Raw genomic sequence first — 23,419 nt, forward strand, 5'->3', positions numbered from 1 at the left:
ATGAAAAAATACATTCTTTTAACCCTGTTTATCTTTACGGCTTTACACCTATCTGCCGTCGACTTGAATGGAGTAAAATGGATATCCATTGAAAAAACATTGACTAAGCCCAATCAATGGATCTGTTACCGAAAAGCGTTTACACTTGAAAAAGCTGAAAAAACAGCCATGCTTACTATTTCAGTCGATTCAAAATACTGGCTTTGGGTAAATGGAAAATTAGTTGTTTTCGAAGGAGGTTTGAAACGCGGTCCCAACCCAAATGACACTTATTTTGACCGCTTGGATATTGCTTCTTACCTGAAAAAGGGAAATAACACAATTGCAATACTTATGTGGTATTGGGGAAAAGACGGTTTCTGCCATAAAAATAGCGGCAGTCCGGGACTACTGGCTAAATTACAATCAGGTAATCGTGAAATAATTTCGGATGCCACCTGGAAAGTTAAAGTACATCCGGCATACGGAGAGTCGCAGGAACCTCTCCCCAATTATCGGCTACCTGAATCAAATATTCATTTCGATGCCCGGAAAGATATTCCCGACTGGATGAAACCGGAATATGATGACTCCAATTGGCAGCAAGCAACCATTGCCGGTAGTTATCCTTGCCAACCGTGGAACCAGATACATCCGCGCCCTTTCCCTAACTGGTATGATTCCGGTCTGACAGAATATGTTTCGGTCGAACGCTCTTTTAAATCGGATACATTAATAATTAAAGCCAAACTCCCACGAAATATCAGTGTAACACCCTACTTTGAAATAGAAGCCAATGAAGGTCTGTTCATCGATATCCGTTCTGACAACTATAAAGGAGGAAGTGAATATAATGTTCGTGCAGAGTATGTAACCAAAAAGGGAAAGCAGTCCTTTGAAGCGTTTAATTACGTAAACGGACACGCAATAATATATACTATACCTCCCGGAGTAAAAGTGAATAAGGTTGCTTATCGTGAAACCCGGTTCAATACGGAACATGTCGGTTCATTCGAGTGTGACGACATATTTTTGAATACACTTTGGCAAAAATCCTTGAACACGATGAATCTAAATATGCGTGATGCGATACAGGACCCGGACAGAGAACGGTCTCAATGGTGGGGAGACGCAGTTATCGTTTCAGGAGAAATACTATATTCCTGTGATAGTAATGCACATGGACTTATACAAAAAGCGATCCGGAATCTGGTTGACTGGCAAAGGATAGACAGTGTATTATATTCTCCGGTTCCTGCTGGTTCCTGGGCCAGAGAACTTCCGCTGCAAATGCTTGCATCTATCGGAAAATTCGGGATGTGGAATTACTATCTTTATACAGGAGATACAGAAACGATCCGGCATGCATATCCGGCAGTGAAACGCTACTTGGCCAAGTGGAAAACCGATGAACGTAATTTGGTCATTCATCGTCCCGGAGATTGGGACTGGGGAGATTGGGGAGAAAATATAGATCTGCCAGTTTTAGATAACGCATGGTATTGCCTCGCTTTAGAAGGAGCACAAAACATGGCTTCAATACTTGGTTATAAAGAAGATGCCAGCGTTTATCATCAACAAATAAAAACAATCAAACAGGCAGTAAATACATTTTATTGGAATGGGAAGGTCTATTGTTCTTCGGATTTTCAGGAATCACCGGATGATCGCGCTAATGGACTGGCCGTACTTGCCGGTTTTGCCGATTCCGATAAATGGAAATCAATAAAGACTTTTCTAACTGATAATTTCCATGCGAGCCCTTATATGGAAAAATATATATTAGAAGCTTTCTTTGTTAGTGGCGACGTTCAGGGAGGTCTCGATCGCATGAAAAAACGCTATAAATACATGGTAGGTCATCCTCTCACCACATTGTGGGAAGACTGGCAGATTGGTGGAGCTGGCGGAGGAAGTATCAACCACGGCTGGGCAGGAGGTCCTTTATCTTTACTTTCCCAGTATATAGGAGGAATCTCTCCACTTGAAGCTGAATGGAATAAAATTCTTATAAAACCGATGTTAGGAAATTTGAAGCAAGTGGTATGTACTGTTCCTACAAAAACGGGAACTATCACAGCAACGATAAAAAATCAAACAGGACATCTATATTCCATCGATGTGACCAATACGGATAATAAAATCATTCATATTGCATTTCCTAAAGATAAAATAAAGCAATCTCTAGTTATAAACGGGAGAAAATATGAAAATAACCAATTGAGCAGTATTAATCAACATTCTGTGAAGTATCTGAAATCTGATGAATCTTACCATTATTTCGAGATAAAGAATCCGACGATCAATATTTCTGCAACTCATTAAGGTTTATAACAAAAAAGAACTACGGTATTCGAACCGTAGTTCTTTTTTATTTCAACTTAAATCAATCCAGGAACAACGCAGAACAAGCTGCATTTGCTCCACGCACCTGGCATATACGGATACGCACAGGCTGGTTCACTTCAAATGTCACATAACGTCCCATTTCATAATTGCGGACCATATGGACCGGAGACAAAATACGTTTATTTTGTAAATCAAACAATTCGATCGCACTCCGTCGTCCGTTATTATCCCAATCCACAAAGTAAAGAGATATTTTATACGGTTTATCGTGCCGGTAATCCACATCTATTGTTATTGTCTGACGGCAGACCTGAGGATCGAACGTCGTTATAGCTCCCAGACTACGACTCTCGTCATTTTCAAGATTTGAGACCAATGCCCGTTTGTCAGAAGCCGTATTCATATATCTGGAATTCTCTTCTCGCTGGCAAATGATGCTTTGACATTGTTTCGGCAGTTTAGTCCGGTGTGCACCTTCCCCGTCGTAACTGAACAAAACATATCCTTTCGAACCATATACACCTTTCCAATTCCCCTGAGTCAGGGTATCTTCCTTTACCGTTGAAGCCGGATAACAGTAGTTGATATCTTCCTCAACCATCGGACTTTCAGCAGGACGGTCATAAGAAAAACTAAATGTATGCAATCCATCATTCAATACAGGCAAATAAACGTGAGTGGCATTTTTCTTTTCCGGCTGTACTGTTTGTCCGTCCATTTTGATTTCTATATTTCCAGCCCCCATAAGAGGTATAGCCAGCCGCCCGGTTGTTCCGGCAGGAACAGACAAAGAACCTTTTCCTTCCTTTACATCCATATAAACCCGTATTTTCCCATGAGGAGTAGGAACAGTCCCGTCGATACGGGTCAATCCGGAAGTCAGATGCGGACAAACGGTAAAAGTTTTAAATCCCGGGGTCTCCGGTTTTACACCTAAAATCTCTTCACTCAACCATTTCGCTACACCGGCACTCCAGGGATGAGTAAAGCTGGTGTATCCGCACTGATTATTGACCGGAGCATCATTATCCTCCAGCTTGCAGAGATTCCACGAAGGACGGAATACTTCAAAGAATGTAGTCGCACCATACCGCAACTGTCCTCCCCAACAATCATCGATCGTATTCATCGCCTCCCCATAACGTCCCAGACGGGCCAATGCATTGATCACAAAATACTGGTTAAAAGGAGAATAAGAAACACGCTGCAAACGATCGCTATATACATTCTTCCACAAAGAAGATACATCTTCTGGAGATACAACATCGGCATTCACCGCATCGGAAGCAGCAAATATATCCAACCCTTCCTGCCAGTCCGGACTACATTGTAACTGCTGTTGTTTTTCATCGGCATACGTTTCATATTTCCGGGAGAGGTCCTGTCGGCCACAGTCATTCATCGCCTTTGCAAATCTCTTCCAGGTCTGGATAGACAACATTTTATATGCCGTATGTGTCTCTTTACAGTTCGGATTCTCAAAACCGGCTCCTAACCGTTCGTCCCATCCGTAAAAAGAGACTGACGGACTATGTTCATAATGCTGGTAAGCGATATCCAGTTTATTACAGGCGTTATTGCATAAGGAATCCAAAAGAGACTGATCACCGGTATACTGGTAATAATCCAATAAGCTCTGTACCCAATAAAGAGAATAACTCAGGATACCATTAAACTGCTCGGCCGTGTAAAGAATGTTCTTACGGACAAAATCATAATTACCAAAAGCAACAAGAGCAGCAGCCTGAGAAGTATGTGCATCCCCGGTCCAGGAATGACGGTCACTCCGCTCCATAAGAATAGCACCGAAATAATCTTTCAGTAAATTAAGCCGGACAGTATAAGCAGCCGTATACCAGATGCGATTCAACTCGTCATTGTTGCTGTTGAAACTTCCCTCATAATTAACCGGCTTTGTCTGGCAAACCAACCGGACATTCCGTATCCTGAATTTCCTGGATACATCTTTCAAATGAATCCAGGCAAAACGTACCCCTTCATACAATTGTTTATTTAACTCTAAACGATAAGTCTTACCGTATTGCTTAGGTTCTGCCGTTTTTACCGGATGTTCGGAACCCAGATTAAATACAGCCGGTTCGTTGAACTCACTGATACTGCATTCGACCGTTGCCGGCATATCATCGCATTCAAATTCCAACCAACCCGCATTTACCTGACCAAAATCAAACATGATATTACATGCTCCTGTAATTGTCAGATCAGAATTACCTTTAGCTTTCATATTCACCGGCTCATCGCACGTTACAGAAACCGGTTTCTGCGTATACACTTCCAGATCATCGTCGGCATCCGGGCTTTTCCACCGGTAATTGACCAAAGGGTCCGGTGAACAAGTGACCTTCTCTCCTGTCGGAATACCCTTCAAAGAAGGATAAGATAACTTCTTCAAGTCTTTTCCATCCGGACCATTGGCTAATGCAAATAAAGGTGTCAACAATAATATTTTCGTGAACAGAATTAAGTTTTTAGACATAACTACATCTTTAATTTATAAATAATTATTCTGCACTCAGAATTTCAATTGCAAGATAACATTATTTCCTATATGTTTTCACCGTATCTATCATTGCCAATATATTTTCCACCGGCGTTCCTGCCTGTGCGTTATGGCATGAGCAACAGATATAGCCTCCGTCCTTCCCCAATGTTTCAAGGCATTTACGGGTTTCATCGATCACTTCACCGACTGTCCCCATCGGTAACGTTCGTTGATTCTCGACCCCTCCATGAAAAATAAGATCTTTTCCGTATTGTTCTTTCAGATTGGCTCTGTCCATACCCGGGCAGACATGCTGTATCGGATTCAGGATATCGACGCCACATTCTATCAATCCCGGGATCAAAGGAAGGACAGCTCCATCCGTATGATACAGCACCTTCTTCCCATAACTATGGATAAGGTCGCACCAATTTTTCAGCCTGTGTTTGAAATGCGTTTCCCATGAATCCAATGAGATCAGCATGCTATCCTGCATTCCCATATCATCACTGATAAACACAATATCGAGTTCATCTTTCAATTCAGTCAGCATCCGTTCCAGCATGACGGTTTGAATAGCATCGATACGTTCTACCGTTGCATCCAGAAAATCCGGATTTGCCAACGTATCCATCAGGGCATTTTCCAATCCGCGCATCTGGCAATAGATCTCAAAATGAGATATCCAGGGACCTATAGTTGCAAAATTCCAAGAACGAGCTTCTTTTGCCAATGCTTTCGCACCTGCATAATCAAATTTATCAGGGTCAGGCCAGGAATGATAACCAAGCAATTCAGACGGATCCATATAATCGGCAATCGGCGGATCGATATACTCCTGATAAGTTGCCAGACCGGCCTTTACCATCCGGGTCGGAACACCCCACATCGTAATTTCTCCACTATCGTTCGGGTCGAAGAAACGTCCTCCGTAACCGGGGAATATCCAAACGATCTTATCTATTCCCAGCTTATTATAAACAGCCATTTCATCTTGCAGTGAAGTGTATTTGCGAAGTGAATCGAGTACTTCGGGTGTACACCAGAGGTCGACCGGCGGACGATCGACCGGCTGACGGTTTATAGTTGCCCAAATACGTTCTTTGGGAGTCATGTTATCCATATCTATTAAAAGTTTATTTATTACTTGTTCAATGTTGATTATTTTTACTTTTTACCTTCCGGTAAATACAGGTGAGATTGTTACAGATATCACACGAATAACTACTTTTCCGGACATTCTTACCGATACCGATAATACCGCTTACCGACTTGATAGGAACCATCAGGCAACTGGCTGAAAGCGAGATGTCACATGCATTAGCAGGCAATAATGAGAAAAGCTGCTTCTGATCGTCAACAGGCCAGTTACAATAGCCCGGACTGTATCGATTGGTTATTTTCATACCTTCCGGTAGTACTTGCTTCTCCAGTTCAGACTGAATAAAATCCATAGACTTTTCGGCAACAAGACTTCCCATAGTATCCACAATATACCCTTTCAGATACTCACCTTCTTTATTGTACTTCCCGGAATAATCGGAAAATCCCTGTCCGGCCGTACAGATAAAAACGGCGATCTTTTCTGCACCCTCCATTAGTCTGCAGATTTTACGGGACGTTTTTATAGTTTGTCCTGCTATCCGTATCTCCCCCGTTTCCGGAAACCGCTCTATGTCCTCAAAAATGGCATAGCCTCCCCGTATATCTGAGATTACAGGGAGTTGCTCAAAAACATCCGTTACTTCACATACTACCGGGTTATCCGGAGATCGGTCCTCTTCATGCAGCATTTCCAGCAAGTCATCCGGAAGAATACCCGTTTCCCGGATCGTCGGACTGTAATAACTAAATGTGGCCATCAAAGCATCATTTATATTCTACGATTAAAGGCTGATAAAGCATTATAATATGCCTGAATATTTTCTTCCGGTACACAAGGAGGTACATCACAACCTGTTGAAAGTACAAAATTCGGAAACTCTGCAGTCTGTTCCAATAAGAAGGTCACTTCTTTTTCAATCTCTTCCGGCGACATCATACGGAGTACACCCACCGGATTAATATTACCCATGACCAACGTATCAGCCGGACACTGTTTCAAAACTTCTGGCATTGATATGGCATTTCCGAAATGGTAGGCTTTCGCCCCTGTGGATATCATAGCGTCTGTACACTGACCGGTATTGCCACAGTTATGCAGAACTACCATGAACGAATCGTCCTGTACCTTATCGATGATATTTTTTATATATACGGAAGAGAACTGCAAACAATCTTCATTCGATAACAGTCCGGCTGCCGGTTCGGCAATTATAACACCGGAACACCCTGTCTGCTTCAGTTCCGTACAATAGTCCTCTATAAAGCGGGAACACTTATCGAGCAGTAAAGCAATAGCATCCGGCTCCAGATAACAAGCGACCATGATCTCCGACATACCGTATAATCTTCCGGCCAAAGAGAAAGGACCGATAGCTCCGGCAAAAACCGGTTTATCCGTAATCATTTCGGCAGCCATTTTATTAGCCAGTATATATTCCGGGACTCTACCGGCCGATAAAGAAGGTATCTGCAACCCCTCTATACTTTCCGAATCTACCAGACTTCCCAGAATATGGGGCATATCATTTTCCGGAAATGCGATGGAACAGCCGAAAGCTTCGGCCTCCACCGTCAGGTCCATTATCACAGTAGCTGCCTTCGACGGGTATTTCTTACTCAGTTCATTGATCGCCTGTGCATGCTTCTCCCCGCTCTGAACAGCATCTTTTACGGTTGCCCCGATCATCTCGATACCCGGATGGGTCATAATCGGCACGGTACAACGTTCGCGGGAAGCTATAATATCACTTATCCATTTATCAACGTTCATATTATTTTTATTTATGCGACCAACTTATCCAATATCTCAACCAGGGCCTGTGGTTCGTCCGTATAGTAATCGGCTCCGATCTTTTTAGCAAACTCATTGTTCAACGGTGCACCGCCCACGCAAGTGATAACTTCAGGAAATTCCGATTTAATAATCTTGTTTATTTTTTCCATGTTGGCCATCGTTGTCGTAAGCAGGGCTGACATTCCTACAAATGCACCCGGATTCATCTTTATAGCTTCGATAAATTTCTCAGCAGGAACATCCACGCCTAAATCTATTACCTCATATCCATTTCCTTCGGCGATCATACTCACCAGGTTCTTCCCGATATCATGCAAATCACCTTCTACCGTACCGATGATAATTTTTCCTTTTCTTTTTACAGAACCATCCAAAAAATACTTCTTCAGATGCGCCATGGCCCCGTTCATCGCTTTGGCACTCATCAATACCTGTGGTACAAAGACTTTATTTTCACGGAATTTTACTCCGATACGCCCCATACCGACAATCAATCCTTTAGAGAGGACATCAGTAGGAGCCACGCCCTCTTCCAATGCCTGTAAAGTAAGTTCATCTGCCCCTAACTGGCCTTTCATGCTTGGTGGATAGGGAGACTTTTGATTTATTTTCCCGTTTTCCACGCATAATGCGATCTGTTCTAAAATGTCGTTCATAGTTTTTGTTGTTAGAATGTTCATAATTTTATTTACCGTATAATCTTATCCTTACCGGTCCTTTACAAGAATGGGTAAAGGACGCTTTGCCATCCGCACCGACTTCTACATGGGTCACTTTGTTCTGGATAGCTAATTTGTATTTTAAAGCCGGATTCAATCCCTCAATAATAAATCTGTAATTGTCTGTTGTATTCATTTCCCATGAAATATCATTTCCGGAACACTGTTTCAGTGTTACACCAACCGGTGAAGACGACTCTCCGAAAATTTTCAATACCGCTTCTTCTTCATTATGCGGATAAACAGCCAAGCCACCATCTTCGAAAGATGCACCGAAAGCATCCTTACTTCTGACAGAAAAACGATCAGTCTGCATCTCATAATCATCTACACTTAGTTTGATACGGTACTCTGTATCCCTCAACGTATAATTAAATTCCGTTCCGTTAAGTATTTCAGACATATTAGGTTCCAGTCCCATCCTGTTCCATTTAGGACGTATTCCGTAGATATCTCTGTAAAGAGCCGTTACGCTTGTACAGATACCTGCCAAAATATCGGAGCCCTGTCCTTCTTGTGTCTTACGGCTATATCGTTGAGACGAGAGTCCGTCTTTCTTATACTGCGCCAGAATATTACGGATATATTTTAAAGCAATATGCTTGTCGTAACCGACATAAGCCCTGACTCCCAGGTATCCCCATGTAGGAAAGATATCTCCATTTTCATAAGTAGGGAAAGGCCAGTTTCCGGCTGATACTTCTTCTCTATCGAAAGAGTCGAAGCAAAGCGGCCAATGGAACAGATTCTCAGCGACCGTTCTTTTCTCAATCTGCTCAAGCACTTGGGCGATCCGCTTTTTATTATCACACAAGCCGAATGCTATCACGGCAAAATTGACCGGAGTAACCAGGTTATCCCCATGCACAGAACCGTCTTTATCTCTCCAATAGACATATTGTTTTTTCTCCGGCGACCAGAATCCTCCGTCATGGATAGATTTGTTGAAATTTTCTTTCAACTTCATTGCCACCGCCGTGTAATAATCAGCTTTTGCTTTATCCCCTAAAACCCGTTCACAACCGGCCCACAGATTCAGTGCTTCATACATCTGGGCATTCACAAACGCATTCTCGAAACTAGCCCAAACGATATCCAGCCAATCGCTTGCCTTCTCTTCTTTTATAGAGCTATTCATCATTTCAAAAACACCGTTGCCATTCGAATCCCTTTTTATCAGCCAATCCAGCGCCTTTTCGCAACCGACTTTATGGGATTTCAGCCACTCGATATCGCCACACAGGTCAAACTGCTCTGCCGCATTGATCACAAAACCGGTCTGTGAATCTACCGTATAACCCCATCTTGCTTCATAATATCCGGTTTTGTAATTAAATGTTCCCGGCATCTGGTCTTCATCCGCATTATGCCAGCGGGACAGAACACGTCCGTCGGCTGTTATCGCATAATCTCTTTCACGGTCCAGTGTCGCCGACATATTTTTTACATAATTACCATCGTTCAATGCCATTCCTATCTGGGCAAAGAAAGGTTCGTGCAGACATTTCCAGTTGGTAGTCCATCCGTTGGCTCCTACGATCGCATTATCCACCACTCCATACCGTCCGGTCGTATTCATCAACTCACGAACAGCTTCTGCATCTATACCTGGAAGATTTCCTCTGGAATAAGCTACGGCATAATCGACATATTCCATTTCAAGTGTCATATTCACATCACCTTTCTGAACATCAAAAGGAGTAAACACATCCGCTCTCTGATGAACAAAGCGGTTCAGATTATACCGGGGTTCCAGTTCCTCATCCGTTACAAAATGAGTACAGACAAACTCTTTCTTATCACTTTGTGAATATTTTGCAGCCAGATGTCTGCCTTCCGATTTTGCCTCGATACGCAAAGCATTTCCCGTATCCGGATTCCAGAAAGTCACCCCTCCGGTATGTACGCCATATGTATCATTTACATCTCTCAAATACTTGCACCAGACCATTCCTCCGTTATCCAGTATCCCTCCTTTCCAAACAGAAAGGTCTGCAAAGTTCCATTGAGGGAAAGCTGTTTCTTCCAGTTTTGCCAGATTACTGTATTTCCGGTTAATATTCCATATTATTTTATCTCCGCTCAAATCAAAAGTCCATGATTCATTCACGTTTATCGAATGATCTCCGTAAATGATATTCTTTATAAGTATCTTATTTCCGGACTCTTCTACTTTTATTTCATCCTGACCGGAACAAGAGGTAAACGAACCTCCCCTGGTTCGGAAACCGGTATAAACACCTGATTCGGATAATACGTTTTTACCTTTTACTTTTAATTGCGTTATTTTGCAACCGTTCGAGTAATCGAGTTGCAGAACCAGCTTTTGGCTAGGATCAGAAATAGTTATTTTTTTTAATGCCGGGTCGTGAGGCATACTGTTCAGGGCATAAGAATCAAGAGTAAACATACACATCCCCAAAACAATAAAGGTCACCAGTAATCTCATATTCATGAATTATGTGAATTAAGTTATTAATGAAAAACATTGGTATTAAATTTCAAGAACAAAGGTCTATATATATTTTTTCTTTGAAACATGGGGATTTGTTCTTTATACATGACAGAATGATACAATCAAACGGGATTTACAAGCGACAGATAGGCTTCGCACTCGAACATAGAAAGAAGTGAACCTATCTGAGCATAAGTCTCAGTCATCAATAAGACATACTTAGTTACAGGTTCATTTGCCGTCTGCTTCAGCTGACGGATTGGTAAATGATCTATCTCATTGGACTTTAGTCCCATTTTAAACAGTCTTACTATTTAAGAGAAATGCGGCTAAAGCCAAAAAAGGGATACAATCTGTAGACCGTTGGTTAAAACCAACGGCAAATGAACCTGTAATAGTCATGTCACTTTGATTATAGGATAGTTCAAATCTGATAATAATTGAATCTTTTATAAAGCAAAGCTTACAATACAATGCTTTATTTTGTTTATAGATATAGGATATACTGATACAATAAAAGTTTTTTTTAATAATTCCTTCATTTATTCATCTAATGCGTTATAGAACTGATTATCTATCGTTTATACATGAATGAAAACAATTGACATAAAAGAAAGTTCTTTTTTTATTCATCTGTAATGATATCCGATACTATAAAAAGAGGAAGTATCTATTGAAAAGTTATCTGTTAGTTAACCTTATTCTAACATGCGGCCTATGACTATTTAATTCAATTGTTCTGTCTTTTCTTTTGTTTGACAGCTATCGAACGCTTATTTGACAATTGAAAAACACTTGTAGCACATTTGTCAAACAAGCATTCGACAGATGACAAACGATAAAAATGTTATAACTCACGGTATTATAAGCAATTTGTTCGTCTCTTACAGGCTTACTATTTAATCCTTTATACAGGAAAGAGTAAGTTCGAACTCCTGTCAGTTTTAAAAAGGAAGATGAAGGATTTTTTCGAGAATATGATTGTTCCCTTCATTCAATAAATATCCTTCATATATATATCACACTTAATCAGAGAATTATATTAAATATGAAGGAATGAAGGAATTATTTATGAAAACTTTGGTTGATATGAGTTTATTATTCACTCATCTGTCGGTATGATCATTTCGCAATGAGAGACATTTTTCAGTACCAAGGTTACGATCTCATAATAGTATCAGAAAAAAAGGCTGTAATAAAGCCCGGATAAATCACAGACATTTATTACAGCCTCCATTTTTAAGATATTACAATCAGCTTTTCTTTGCCAGTTCCGATTCGATCGGATCGTCGTATTGTTTTTGTAATTTATGGAGTTCGTCCATTAATTGTTTCGTGATCTCTTCCGTTCCCGGTTTGTTATAAATATTATTCATTTCCATCGGGTCGTTTTGCAGGTCGTAAAGTTCCCACATATCGATGTCACTATAGAAATGCATCAGTTTATAACGGTCGGTACGTACTCCGTAATGACGTTTTACCATATGTTCCGCCGGGAATTCATAATAATGGTAATACAAGGAAGTACGCCAGTCTTTCGGATGTTCGCCTTTCAGCAACGGCAGATAAGAATCGCCCTGGATATCTTCAGGAACCGGAGCACCCGCCAATTCCAGGAAGGTAGCAGCATGGTCGATGTTCTGAACCATTTCAGGAATATCGCCTTTTATACCACCCGGATAACGAACCAACATCGGTGTACGGAAAGATTCTTCATACATGAAACGTTTGTCGAACCAGCCATGTTCACCCATATAGAATCCCTGGTCTGATGTATAGACAATGATCGTATTGTCCAGCATGTTATTTTTTTCCAGATAATCCAGGACACGGCCCACATTGCGGTCAACCGAATGGATCACACGGATATAATCATGCATATACTGCTGGTATTTCCATTCTGCCAATGCTTTACCGGACAGTTTCTTTTCTTTGAACTCCTTGATGATCGGTTCGTAATGTTTGTCCCAGGCAGCTTTCTGTTCCGCATTGAGTTTATTATACATTGCACGACCGGCTTTTTCCAGTCCCGGATTGGAATGTATTTCATTCTCTTTGTCAGCCAGTTTCAGGTCATAGACAAGGTCCATATCCTTGATGATACTCATTTCCTGCTGAGAGGCGGCAACACGGCCTTCATACTTGTCATAGAATGTTTCCGGAATAGGGAAAACAACGTCCTTATACAACTCCAGGTCACAGGTATCGGGCATCCATGTACGATGCGGAGCCTTATGATGCAGGAGCAGGCAGAACGGTTTATCCTTATCCCTTTTCTGATCCAGCCAGTCGATAGCCAGATCGGTCGTTATATTGGTGGCGTATCCTTCTATTTGTTTCTTCTCACCATTATCGATGAAATGCGGGTTGTAATAATCTCCCTGTCCGATCAAAATATTCCAGTAATCGAATCCGGTCGGTTCGGAAGTCAAATGCCATTTACCGACGATAGCAGTCTGATAACCGGCTTGTTTCAGCAATTTAGGAAAAGTCTGCTGGCCACCGTCAAACGTTTTCGTATTGTCGGTAAAGCCATTCTTGTGACTATGCTTACCCGTCAACAGACAGGCACGACTGGGACCGCTCAGCGAGTTGGCAACAAAACTGTTGGTAAAACGAACTCCTTCCTTGGCGATCCGGTCAATATTCGGAGTCTCGATGAACCGATTATCGTACGCACTGATAGTCTGGTACGAATGGTCATCACACATAATGTAGAGGATATTCATCGGCTTCTTAGCCTCCTCTGCCACTTTTTTCTCCTTGCAGGAGGGCAACGATGCCAACACCGCTGCTCCTGTCAAAGAAAATAATACTGTAGATCTAACGTTTTTCATATATTTTGCTTATATAAATGAGTTTACCAACCCGGATTCTGCTCCCATTTACCTCCTGTCAACGACAGCATACGAGGCTGGATGGGCAACAGATAGTCGCGACCGACATTAAACTTCCATCCTTGTCCGTAACCGGCCGGATTCGTCGGTACTACGTACCGTAAGGCATCACCCGGTTTTCCTGTGAGGAAAAGATTGTTTCCGGAAGCCTGGTCATAAATCAACTTTCCTTCATATTTCGGATGGTTTTCCAGATCACTTCCGGTATACAACGCTCCTTTCGGCCATTTACCAACGATCAGTTCTTCGGCAGCAGCCCAACGCAGGATATCTTCCAAGCGGCGACCTTCGCAAGCCTTTTCAATGCGGCGTTCGCGACGAACAACCTGAATATATTTATCTAAATGACGGAACGGATAATCAGATTCCTGATTATATTCTCTGTCAAAATCAACGGCAGGCATGCCGACACGGTCACGTAACGGTTGCAAAGCTACAATAATTTTCTGAGCATTTACGGCTCCATCCAACTCTGCTAACGCTTCTGCATAATTTAACAGGATATCGGCATAGCGGAACTGAATTGCCGGAGTAGCTCCCTTGAATTCGGCATCCAAACTACCGGTATAATCGATCTGCACATATTTCAGCAAAGAATAACCTGTCATATTCTGGTTATAAGAAGAAGAACCGATCAGCGGCGGAACAACATAATAAGGAGGCGTATCATCCGGACGCAGCTGTTGTCCCGGCATACAGATCGTTTGTGACAAACGCGGGTCACGTACGGTAGGTAATAACTCATTACCAAATACCTTCTTTGCATTTATAAGAGCGGCACCGACAAACGGTTTGCCGTCTTTCGTCAGATAATCGTCGATCAACGATGCCGTCACTCCGACACTGCCACCACCCTGATTCAAATAACGATTCACATTATTTCCCACCTGGTCGCCATCATACATTTTGAACCAAAGTACTTCCGGGTTAGCCGATAAATCAGTCGTCTGGAACATCTGACGATAGTCATTCAGCTCATTACCTGTGGAATAAATTTTCCATACACCACGGTCCATCACAGCCTGCGCTGCATTAACGGCTTGTGTGAAATAGTCGCGAATCTTTTCGTCAGTCACTGAAGGATCGAAGAACTTATCTCCCTTCGCTTTGTGATACTTTTCCCAGGTTCCTTCAAAAAGAGCAACTTCACTCTTCAAAGCACGTGCCACATCTTTATGGACACGCATGGAACCGCTGCTATTTTGTTCACCTAAATGAGAGATAGCATTATCCAGATCCGCCAGAATATTATCAGCAATAGTAGTACGGCTGTCACGTGGCAAAAGCATTTCCTCCGCATTCGGATCAAGCGGAGTACTGATCCAGGTCAGCGGACCATAATCGATAAACATCTTATAATAATACCAGGCACGGAAATAATAGGCTTCACCCACATATTGGTTATAATCGGCACTTCCTTGCTCTGCACAGTTCTCTAAATTAGTCAACAAAAAGTTCAGATTACGGATAGCCGTATAATTCGTCAGCTTGGAAGCCCCGCTCAACGTTGTTTCTCCTGCCAGGCGTGCACTGACGGAACTTGCCGACATATTATCGCTATGTGTATCATAACCGGCAATACCACTTCCTCCACCGGCACCAAAGTCTTGTGTACGCAAGCCGTCACCAAAATTCACTTTTATTTTATCATCTTGATATTTCGGATTACCAGTCTGATAAAACTGGTCCAAATAGTTTCTCATTTCACCTGTACTACTGAAAGGCTGTGCAGTAGAAAGTACTCCTTCCGGCATTTTATCCAGATCGAAACACCCGGAAAGGCTGAACGCCAATGCTAAACCTAAAAATATATTTCTTTTCTTCATAAAAGCTCTAAATTATAAGTTAATAACCAAACCGACAGATAGTACACGATTCATCGGATAATTCTTTCCACCCTCACTGGTGTAATCATTCTTTGTGTAGATCGCTTCCGGATCAAACATACCTTTCAACTTTGTAAAAGTCAGTAAGTTTTCACCCGAGAAGAAGACCTGGGCTTTCTGTAATCCCACTTTATTTGTCCATATAGTCGGAAGATCATAACTGATCGTCAGGTTCTTCAGGCGACAATAGGCACCGCTCTGAATATAACGGTCACTGGTAGTCATTGTCTTGTTACTGAAAGGAACCACACCACCTGCAGTATGGATATAGGGTTTCGGATAATAGGCACCTGGATTCGATTCGCTCCAGTAATCCATATGTTCCTTAAATACGGTCACCTGTGCATATGGACCGCTTCCCCAGAAATAAGCACCAGTTCCCGGATTCCAGTCACGCTTGCCGACCCCCTGGAACATCATGCTCAGACTTATACCTTTCCAACTGATAGAACCGTTCACAGTATACTGATAACGCGGAGTCGTATTACCGATAACCGTCATATCACCCATATCATCCAAAGTATTGGTTCCGTTATTGATCTTATTGTCATTGTTCAGGTCGCGATACTTCACATCCCCTGGTGTCCAAGGTTTACCACTGATAAATGACAGGTCGTATTTTTCGTTGTAAGCATCCGCTTCTTCCTGTGTCTGGATCAAGCCATCGGCACGGTATCCCCAGATTTCACCGACCTTTTTACCGGTATACCAGTTCTCTTTCGGATTGGTTCCTGTCGGGTTCGCATATTCTGTTACTTCAGATATCGCATCAGAGATAGAACCTCCGACTGTATACTGGATGTCATTACCGATCTGTCCGCGATAATTCAAAGCCAACTCCCACCCCCGGTTACGCATACGGGCATTATTTGTCTTAGGCGCATCTGCTCCGAAGAAATCAGGGAAATCGACACCGGGACCTAACATATCTTTCGTATCACGCTGGAAGATATCGAGCGTACCTGTCAACGAGTTTCCTAAGAAACCAAAGTCAAGACCAATATTCTTGCTTTCCACCTTTTCCCAGGTAGTTGTCGGATTTACCACACCCGGCGCTCTTGTAAAAATATGGCGTCCGTCAGAGAAAATATAGTTACCCAGGACATTGTTGAGTTCCATTGTCGAAGCGAAAGTATATAATGCTGCACCGGCCTGGTTGCCGAGTAAACCATAAGAAGCACGAAGTTTCAGGTTAGACAGTACATCTGTTACAGAACTCATAAATTGTTCACGGGTGATATTCCATCCCAATGAAACAGAAGGGAAGAATCCCCAGCGATGTCCGGATGCAAAACGGGAAGAACCGTCATAACGTCCGTTCACTTCCAACAGATAACGTCCGTCGTAATCATAATTGATACGTCCGAAGAAACCACGGGTAGCCCAGCCGTTACGGATATCAGCAACGGTTTTGTCACCGGTTCCCATACCTACGTTCGGGTTGCTGGTCGAATACAGTCCTGTGATCGAATTTTTCATCAAGCTGTAATCATAATCTTCTTCTTGGAAACCAGCCATTACAGTAAAGTTGTGCTTTTCAGCGATGCTGAAAAGGTAATTTGTATACAAATTGATCGACTGATAACGTGAACGGTCATAACTACGGGTAAATTTACCGTCAGGAGACATACCTAGCTCAGAACGTACCCCTTTGGAAGTACTTACGCCGTCAGCTCCATAAATAAGCGGACTGACATTCAGTGCTTCATATTCCTTATTACCTAATTTATAGGTATAATCAAAAAATATGAACCAGTTCTTCAACGGCTGGATATCCAAACCGGCTGTAATATTCATATTATCACGCTGCGTATTCGTATAAGTTCCACTCTGCAGATAAGGAATCATTGTCAGTTCCGTAAAATGTCCGTTCGGGTCGACAGGAGAAACTGTCGGGCGGAAACGAGCCAGTGAATGGTAGAAACCTTCACTGATACCACCGTCACCAAACGGCGTATTCTGGTCAGAATGCATGAATTTCGTATTTACTTTCAGTTTCATCCAGCTCGTCAGCTGTGAAGTGATATTGGCTGCAAAGTTATAACGTTTATAATCCATGTCGGCATAACGAAGGATACCGTCTTCTGAATAATATCCGCCGGAAATATAATATTGTGCCGCTTTACCGCCACCGCTCAGGCTGACATTATGATTCTGTTTGAAAGCCCAGTTCTTATAATGTAAATCGAAATAGTCGACATTACCGACACCAGACTCCGAGTTTTCAAAAGCCGGGTTCATATTTGAGTTAGCCGGTAATTCAAACCAGGGATCGACACTGCTCGGATCTTTGATATATTGCTGTAACAAAGCCATTTTCTCATCACTATACAAACGAGGTGAACCGGCATTGACACAACCTGCATTCCAATATTGTGCAAAAGAGTACGAATCGACCATATCGGGTAAAACTGTCGGAGCACTCCAACCTACCGTACCCTGATAGTTCACACGCATCTTGCCTTCTTCTCCTTTCTTTGTCGTCACCAGGATTACACCATAAGCAGCACGTGCACCATAGATGGCACAAGCCGCGGCATCTTTCAAAACGGATATGTTTTCAATATCACTGGGATTTACATCCGAAAGGCTCATTTCCACGCCATCCACCAATACGTAAGGATTGGCATTATTATCCAGGTTTCCCTGCCCGCGCAATGTCAAAGTACCTGCACCTCCGGGACGGCCACCATCCGAATTGCTTACCAGCAAACCCGGTACCATACCTTGCAAACTTTGTACAGCATCAGCAACCGGACGACGTTCCAAAGCCTCTCCCTTAACGGCTGATACGGAACCGGTCAGATTCACTTTTTTCTGTACACCATAACCTACTACTACTACTTCATTAATATCAACCGCATCACTGAGCATCTTTACGGTTATATCATTCATACCGCTCTTTATCAGAATTTCCTGTGAGATCATACCGATATAAGAGACTAACAATGTTTGTCCGGGTGATACCGAAATGGAAAAACGGCCATCCGCATCGGCTATCGTACCACTGTGTGAATCCTTCACCTGGACTGCTGCTCCAGCCAGGGGTTCTGACGTAGCTTCTTCAAGAATAATCCCGGTCACATTTTGCTGAGCAAAACTTACCAGGCAAAACAACATCAAGAAAAATGTTAGAAAAGATTTTTTCATAAAACACTAAATTTTAAAATAACATACTTAATTTCTCAAGACAGACAAGTTTCTTCAAACTTACATCTAATAACATCCAATCAGTCCTATTTCATAAGCACTCTCGATTAGTTAATAATTGCAAAGGCAAAGTTGCATTTTCCGTCATATCCCGACGTCAATCAATGTACTTTTCATATCAAAAACCATCCTAATGTTCTGATTATGCCGAATACTTTCATCTTTGGACATGTTTTAGTACATTTGCGGATATTAGAATAGGAGACTATGGGGAACAGCTATATTTTTAGGATATTATACATTTTGTTCTTGTTTTTCACCTGCACCGGATATGGAAGGGGAGCTAATCCCAGCTACTATTTCCAGCAGTTGGGGCTCGACAAAGGATTATCGCAGACGACCGTCCATTGTATCCTGGCAGACAACAAAGGACTGATATGGATCGGCACAGCTTCCGGTCTGAACTGTTTCGACCGTTACGACATGAAAAGTTATTATCACGAAAAAGATAATCCACATTCTTTACCCGGCAACACGATCTATTTTATAGCTGAAGATGCCGAAAATAACATCTGGATATCGACCAACAACGGATTAACCCTGTATGATAAAAGCAGCGACTCATTCCGTCCCGCTAAATTTGAAGATAAAGCGATCATCTCCTATTCATTCTGCTCACTTTCCGGTTCGATCCTGTTCACAGCCAACGAAGGGATATATATTTACGACTATAAAAAGCAGACATTCCGCAAAAGGCCGGTCCTTCTGGAGGATTCTTCCAATTTCAGTCCTTACTACATAAAAACCTGGGATAAGGACGAACTATTACTGGTTTCCCAATACAAAGGCGTTCTCAAATACAATCCGATCACCGACCAGCTCTCCCCTACCGACTATCCGGTTCAGACCGGTTTGAATGCCATATACCTGGACAGCAAGAAAAGACTTTATCTCTCCTCTTATAATAAAGGTTTCGTCTGTTATGCTCCGGACGGCAAAAAATTGTATACTATCCACGCCGGAAATTCCAGACTGACCTCGAACCTGGTCCTCGACTTCATGGAGATAAACAATAAACTCTGGGTCACCACCGATGGCGGAGGCATCAATATCATGGATATGGATGATCCTTCCGATATGACCGCTATCATGCACACTCCCGGGGATATGAGTACGATCCCGGTAAACTCCATCAAATGCATTTATAAAGACAAACAGGAAAATATCTGGGTGGGGACAGTACGTGGCGGTATGATAGGCATTAAAGAAGTTTTCATGAAAACATATAAAGACGTGCCTCTCAATAATACCAACGGATTGAGCGACATATCGGTCAGCAGTATCCACGAAGATAAAAAAGGGCGTTTATGGTTGGGGACAGACGGAGGCGGCATCAATCAGTATAACCCCTATACCGATACATTCAAACATTATCCGGCCACCTACGGAGATAAAGTCGTTTCCATAACGGATTATTCCGATTCGGAACTGCTTGTTTCCCTATACACGAAAGGTCTCTACCTGTTCAATAAAGAGACAGGGCGTTACAGCCGTCCTTTTTATGTGATCGACGAAGCGACCACGATCGACCAGTTTCATGGCGGCAATGCCTCTATGGCTTACCGTATAACAGATGAATGGTCCTATTTTCTCGGCAAAAATGCTATCAGCCACAATCTCCGGACCGGTAAATATTCATTCCTGAAAATCGACGGGAATAAGTTGGCCGTCGGACCGATGAAAATGGTTTGTACCGATGACAGATCCGCATACATCATCCAAAGTAATAAACTCTATGAAGCCCATCATGGCAACGATACATTATATACACTTCTCAGCATAGGAACACACGAAGCCATTAAAGCCGTTGCCCGCGATAAAAACGGTATATTCTGGATCGGGACAGAATATGGTTTCGGCTATTTCGATTCAAAGACCAAAGTGTTCACCAAGATCGAAACCAAACTCTTCAACAGTGTCTCGACTTTGCTGCTGGACGACCAGGACAGACTGTGGATCGGAGCACGTAATATGTTATTCTCGTATGACCTGAAAAAGAAACGGTTTGCCTCATGGGGAGAATCGGACGGTTATACCACGAATGAGTTTATTTATAAATATCAGGTTTCTTCTATTTCGGATTATATTTATCTGGGAGGAGCCTCCGGACTGCTCCGCATCAACAAAAATATATCCACTAAGGAAGCTCCCCTGCCGGAGGTAAGGCTTATGGACGTCTTACTGAACGGAAATTCATGTATCGACCAACTCGAAGCCAGCGGTAAGAACCGGATAACCATTCCTCATACGCACAGCTCGATAGAAATAAAAGTAATCTCTATGGAAAAGGACGTGTTCAGAAACAAACTGTACCGTTACATGATCAATGGGACAGACAAGCAATATACTGAAACATACAACCATATCCTCTCTTTACGCATGCTGGCTCCGGGCGATTACTCCATCCTGGTCTCCTGTAATTCGAAAAGCGGAGAATGGAGCGAACCGGCCGAAGTGCTTCATATCACGGTAACTCCTCCCTGGTATCAACGTCCTTACGTTTTTGCTATTTTTATTATTCTGCTGACCCTGATGCTCTTCTGGACCGACCGTGTATCGCGCCGACGCAGGAACAGAAAGATGCAATGGCAAATGAAGGAGCATACCAACAGGATGAATGAAGAAAAGGTACATTTCCTCATCAATATCAGTCACGAACTGCGTACGCCCCTGACCCTGATCTATGCCCCGCTGAAAAGGATACTCGACAAAAAAGGATGGAACGATCCGGAAATGATGAAAGGGCAATTGGCAGGCATATACAAACAAGTGCTGGACATGCGGAACACGATCAATATGGTACTGGACATGAACAGTCTGAAAGAAACAAAGACCGCTTTACACAAGACGCCTTACCAACTGAACGAGTGGATCGTATCAGTTGCCAAAGATTTTGAAAGCGAACTGGAAGCCCGGAATATCAAGATAAAATACCAATTGGATGAAAACATCCGTCAGGTTACATTCGACGGGGCAAAATGTACGACCGTCTTATCGAATCTGCTGATGAATGCCCTTAAATTCAGTCCTACAGATACGACGATCACCGTTTCCAGCCAGTTGGAAGATGGAAAAGTACGTGTCAGTGTAGCGGACCAGGGTATCGGTCTGGATAATCTGGATGCGAACAAACTGTTCACACGTTACTATCAGGGGAATCACGAACAATCCGGAAGCGGTATCGGCCTTTCTTTTGCCAAAATACTGATCGAGAAACATAACGGCACCATTGGAGCCATGAACAATGACGACGGAGGAGCTACTTTCTTCTTCGAACTTCCGCTCGGAGACGATCGTGGAGAACAGTTGGACGAAGAGAACCGACAGGATACATGGTTTGCAGTCGACACGCCATCTGAACCCGACGTGTTTTCCACAAACAACTATTCTATCATCATTGTGGAAGATAAAAAGGAATTAAGTTCTTTCCTGAAAGAAGCCCTGCTCGATTCTTTCAAAAACATTTATGTGGCAGGTGACGGAGAGGAAGCGCTTGAAATAATCAACCAGAAGCATCCGGACATTATCGTCAGCGACATTATGATGCCGAAGATGAACGGATATGAATTATGTAAAAAGATCAAGGAAGATATGGCAACCAGCCATATTCCGGTGATACTGCTCACCGCCAGGGGCGACCTGGATAGCACGACAATGGGATATAAACTCGGAGCAGATGCTTATCTGGCAAAACCGTTCGATATGGAACTGTTGCTAGCTGTCATTGTCAACCAGTTAAAGAACAGGGAGGCGATCAAACAGAAATATAAAGAAAGCCATTTGCATCTGGCCGAAGCAATCCCGGCACAAACAAACAATCTGGATGAAGAATTCATGTTGAAACTGAATAAGCTGATCCATGACAATATCTCTTCCCGTGAACTCGATGTCAAATTCCTGACCACTCAAATGGGCATGAGCCGTACGCCGCTCTATGCCAAACTAAAGGCACTGACCAATATGGGGGTCAATGACTATATCAATATGATCCGTATAGAAAAGGCTTCGCTATTACTGCTCCATTCGACGATGAATATCACAGAAATATCCGAAGCCGTAGGGTTTGAATACCCCCGTCATTTCAGCACGATGTTCAAACAGATCAAAGGAATGCCCCCATCGCAATACAGAAATAATGCAGAGGCAGGAAAAGGGTAGATTCAATATTTATCAGAATTGAATGTTACTTTTCTCTTGAAAGAAAAGTAACCAAAAGTTCAAGGCTGCACCTACCTCGCTACTCCGCATCCTGCGTTCGCTGTCGCCTCCGAAACTCGCTTCGCTCAAACAGCGGATGTTCCGGACGCTCTCTACGGCTGCTGCGTTTAACGCTCACCAGCTGATGCCTTTCAGAGAACGCAAAGCGTTCTTTTATGATGGCCGATACTGTCAGTTAAAACCAAAAGCACCTGTTATATTATATAGGTGTCGGTATCGGCAATCATAAAAGGAAGCCGAGCTTCCTAGGAAAGGCCTAAGCGGGTGAACGTCCGCGAAGGAGGAAGACGAAGCGGTTAAAAAA

12 protein-coding genes are annotated in these 23,419 nt (G+C 42.7%); 2 read left to right on the forward strand and 10 right to left on the reverse strand.

Features of this window, described 5'->3' with window-relative positions; genetic code table 11:
- Complete coding sequence (locus tag DWX23_RS20460; RefSeq protein ID WP_122375818.1) at positions 1 to 2,304, forward strand: alpha-L-rhamnosidase N-terminal domain-containing protein; 2,304 nt, start codon at positions 1 to 3, stop codon at positions 2,302 to 2,304.
- Positions 2,305 to 2,365: 61 nt separating this feature from the next.
- On the opposite strand, the gene DWX23_RS20465 is transcribed toward DWX23_RS20460, so the two are convergent.
- The 10 genes from DWX23_RS20465 to DWX23_RS20505 form a co-directional block, all read right to left on the reverse strand.
- Positions 2,366 to 4,825, reverse strand: a complete 2,460-nt coding sequence (locus tag DWX23_RS20465) for an alpha-L-rhamnosidase C-terminal domain-containing protein (RefSeq protein WP_122375819.1) — start codon at positions 4,823 to 4,825, stop codon at positions 2,366 to 2,368.
- Between the two features lie 61 nt (positions 4,826 to 4,886).
- Complete coding sequence (locus tag DWX23_RS20470) at positions 4,887 to 5,954, reverse strand: uroporphyrinogen decarboxylase family protein (RefSeq protein WP_122375820.1); 1,068 nt, start codon at positions 5,952 to 5,954, stop codon at positions 4,887 to 4,889.
- Positions 5,955 to 5,982: 28 nt separating this feature from the next.
- Positions 5,983 to 6,693, reverse strand: a complete 711-nt coding sequence (locus DWX23_RS20475; RefSeq protein WP_122375821.1) for a vitamin B12 dependent-methionine synthase activation domain-containing protein — start codon at positions 6,691 to 6,693, stop codon at positions 5,983 to 5,985.
- 11 nt (positions 6,694 to 6,704) lie between these two features.
- Complete coding sequence (locus tag DWX23_RS20480; RefSeq protein ID WP_122375822.1) at positions 6,705 to 7,706, reverse strand: uroporphyrinogen decarboxylase family protein; 1,002 nt, start codon at positions 7,704 to 7,706, stop codon at positions 6,705 to 6,707.
- A gap of 11 nt (positions 7,707 to 7,717) precedes the next feature.
- A complete protein-coding gene (locus DWX23_RS20485) occupies positions 7,718 to 8,386 on the reverse strand; it encodes a B12-binding domain-containing protein (protein WP_122375823.1) in 669 nt (222 codons plus the stop codon).
- A gap of 28 nt (positions 8,387 to 8,414) precedes the next feature.
- Positions 8,415 to 10,904: a hypothetical protein gene (locus tag DWX23_RS20490; protein WP_122375824.1), complete on the reverse strand. Its 2,490-nt coding sequence runs from the start codon at positions 10,902 to 10,904 to the stop codon at positions 8,415 to 8,417.
- A gap of 122 nt (positions 10,905 to 11,026) precedes the next feature.
- Entirely contained in the window at positions 11,027 to 11,200 is a 174-nt protein-coding gene (locus DWX23_RS24915) for a hypothetical protein (RefSeq protein WP_158607104.1), read from the reverse strand.
- A gap of 957 nt (positions 11,201 to 12,157) precedes the next feature.
- Positions 12,158 to 13,741, reverse strand: coding sequence for a sulfatase (locus DWX23_RS20495; RefSeq protein WP_122357046.1), 1,584 nt, complete (start codon positions 13,739 to 13,741; stop codon positions 12,158 to 12,160).
- Between the two features lie 23 nt (positions 13,742 to 13,764).
- Positions 13,765 to 15,627, reverse strand: a complete 1,863-nt coding sequence (locus tag DWX23_RS20500; RefSeq protein ID WP_122375825.1) for a RagB/SusD family nutrient uptake outer membrane protein — start codon at positions 15,625 to 15,627, stop codon at positions 13,765 to 13,767.
- A gap of 12 nt (positions 15,628 to 15,639) precedes the next feature.
- Positions 15,640 to 18,837: a TonB-dependent receptor gene (locus DWX23_RS20505; RefSeq protein WP_122375826.1), complete on the reverse strand. Its 3,198-nt coding sequence runs from the start codon at positions 18,835 to 18,837 to the stop codon at positions 15,640 to 15,642.
- A gap of 309 nt (positions 18,838 to 19,146) precedes the next feature.
- Between DWX23_RS20505 and DWX23_RS20510 the strand changes: the two genes are divergently transcribed.
- A complete protein-coding gene (locus DWX23_RS20510) occupies positions 19,147 to 23,055 on the forward strand; it encodes a two-component regulator propeller domain-containing protein (protein WP_233587706.1) in 3,909 nt (1,302 codons plus the stop codon).
- The last annotated feature ends 364 nt before the right edge of the window (positions 23,056 to 23,419 follow it).

It is taken from the genome of Parabacteroides sp. AF18-52 (assembly GCF_003479145.1).
In the GTDB taxonomy this organism is placed as follows: domain Bacteria; phylum Bacteroidota; class Bacteroidia; order Bacteroidales; family Tannerellaceae; genus Parabacteroides; species Parabacteroides faecis.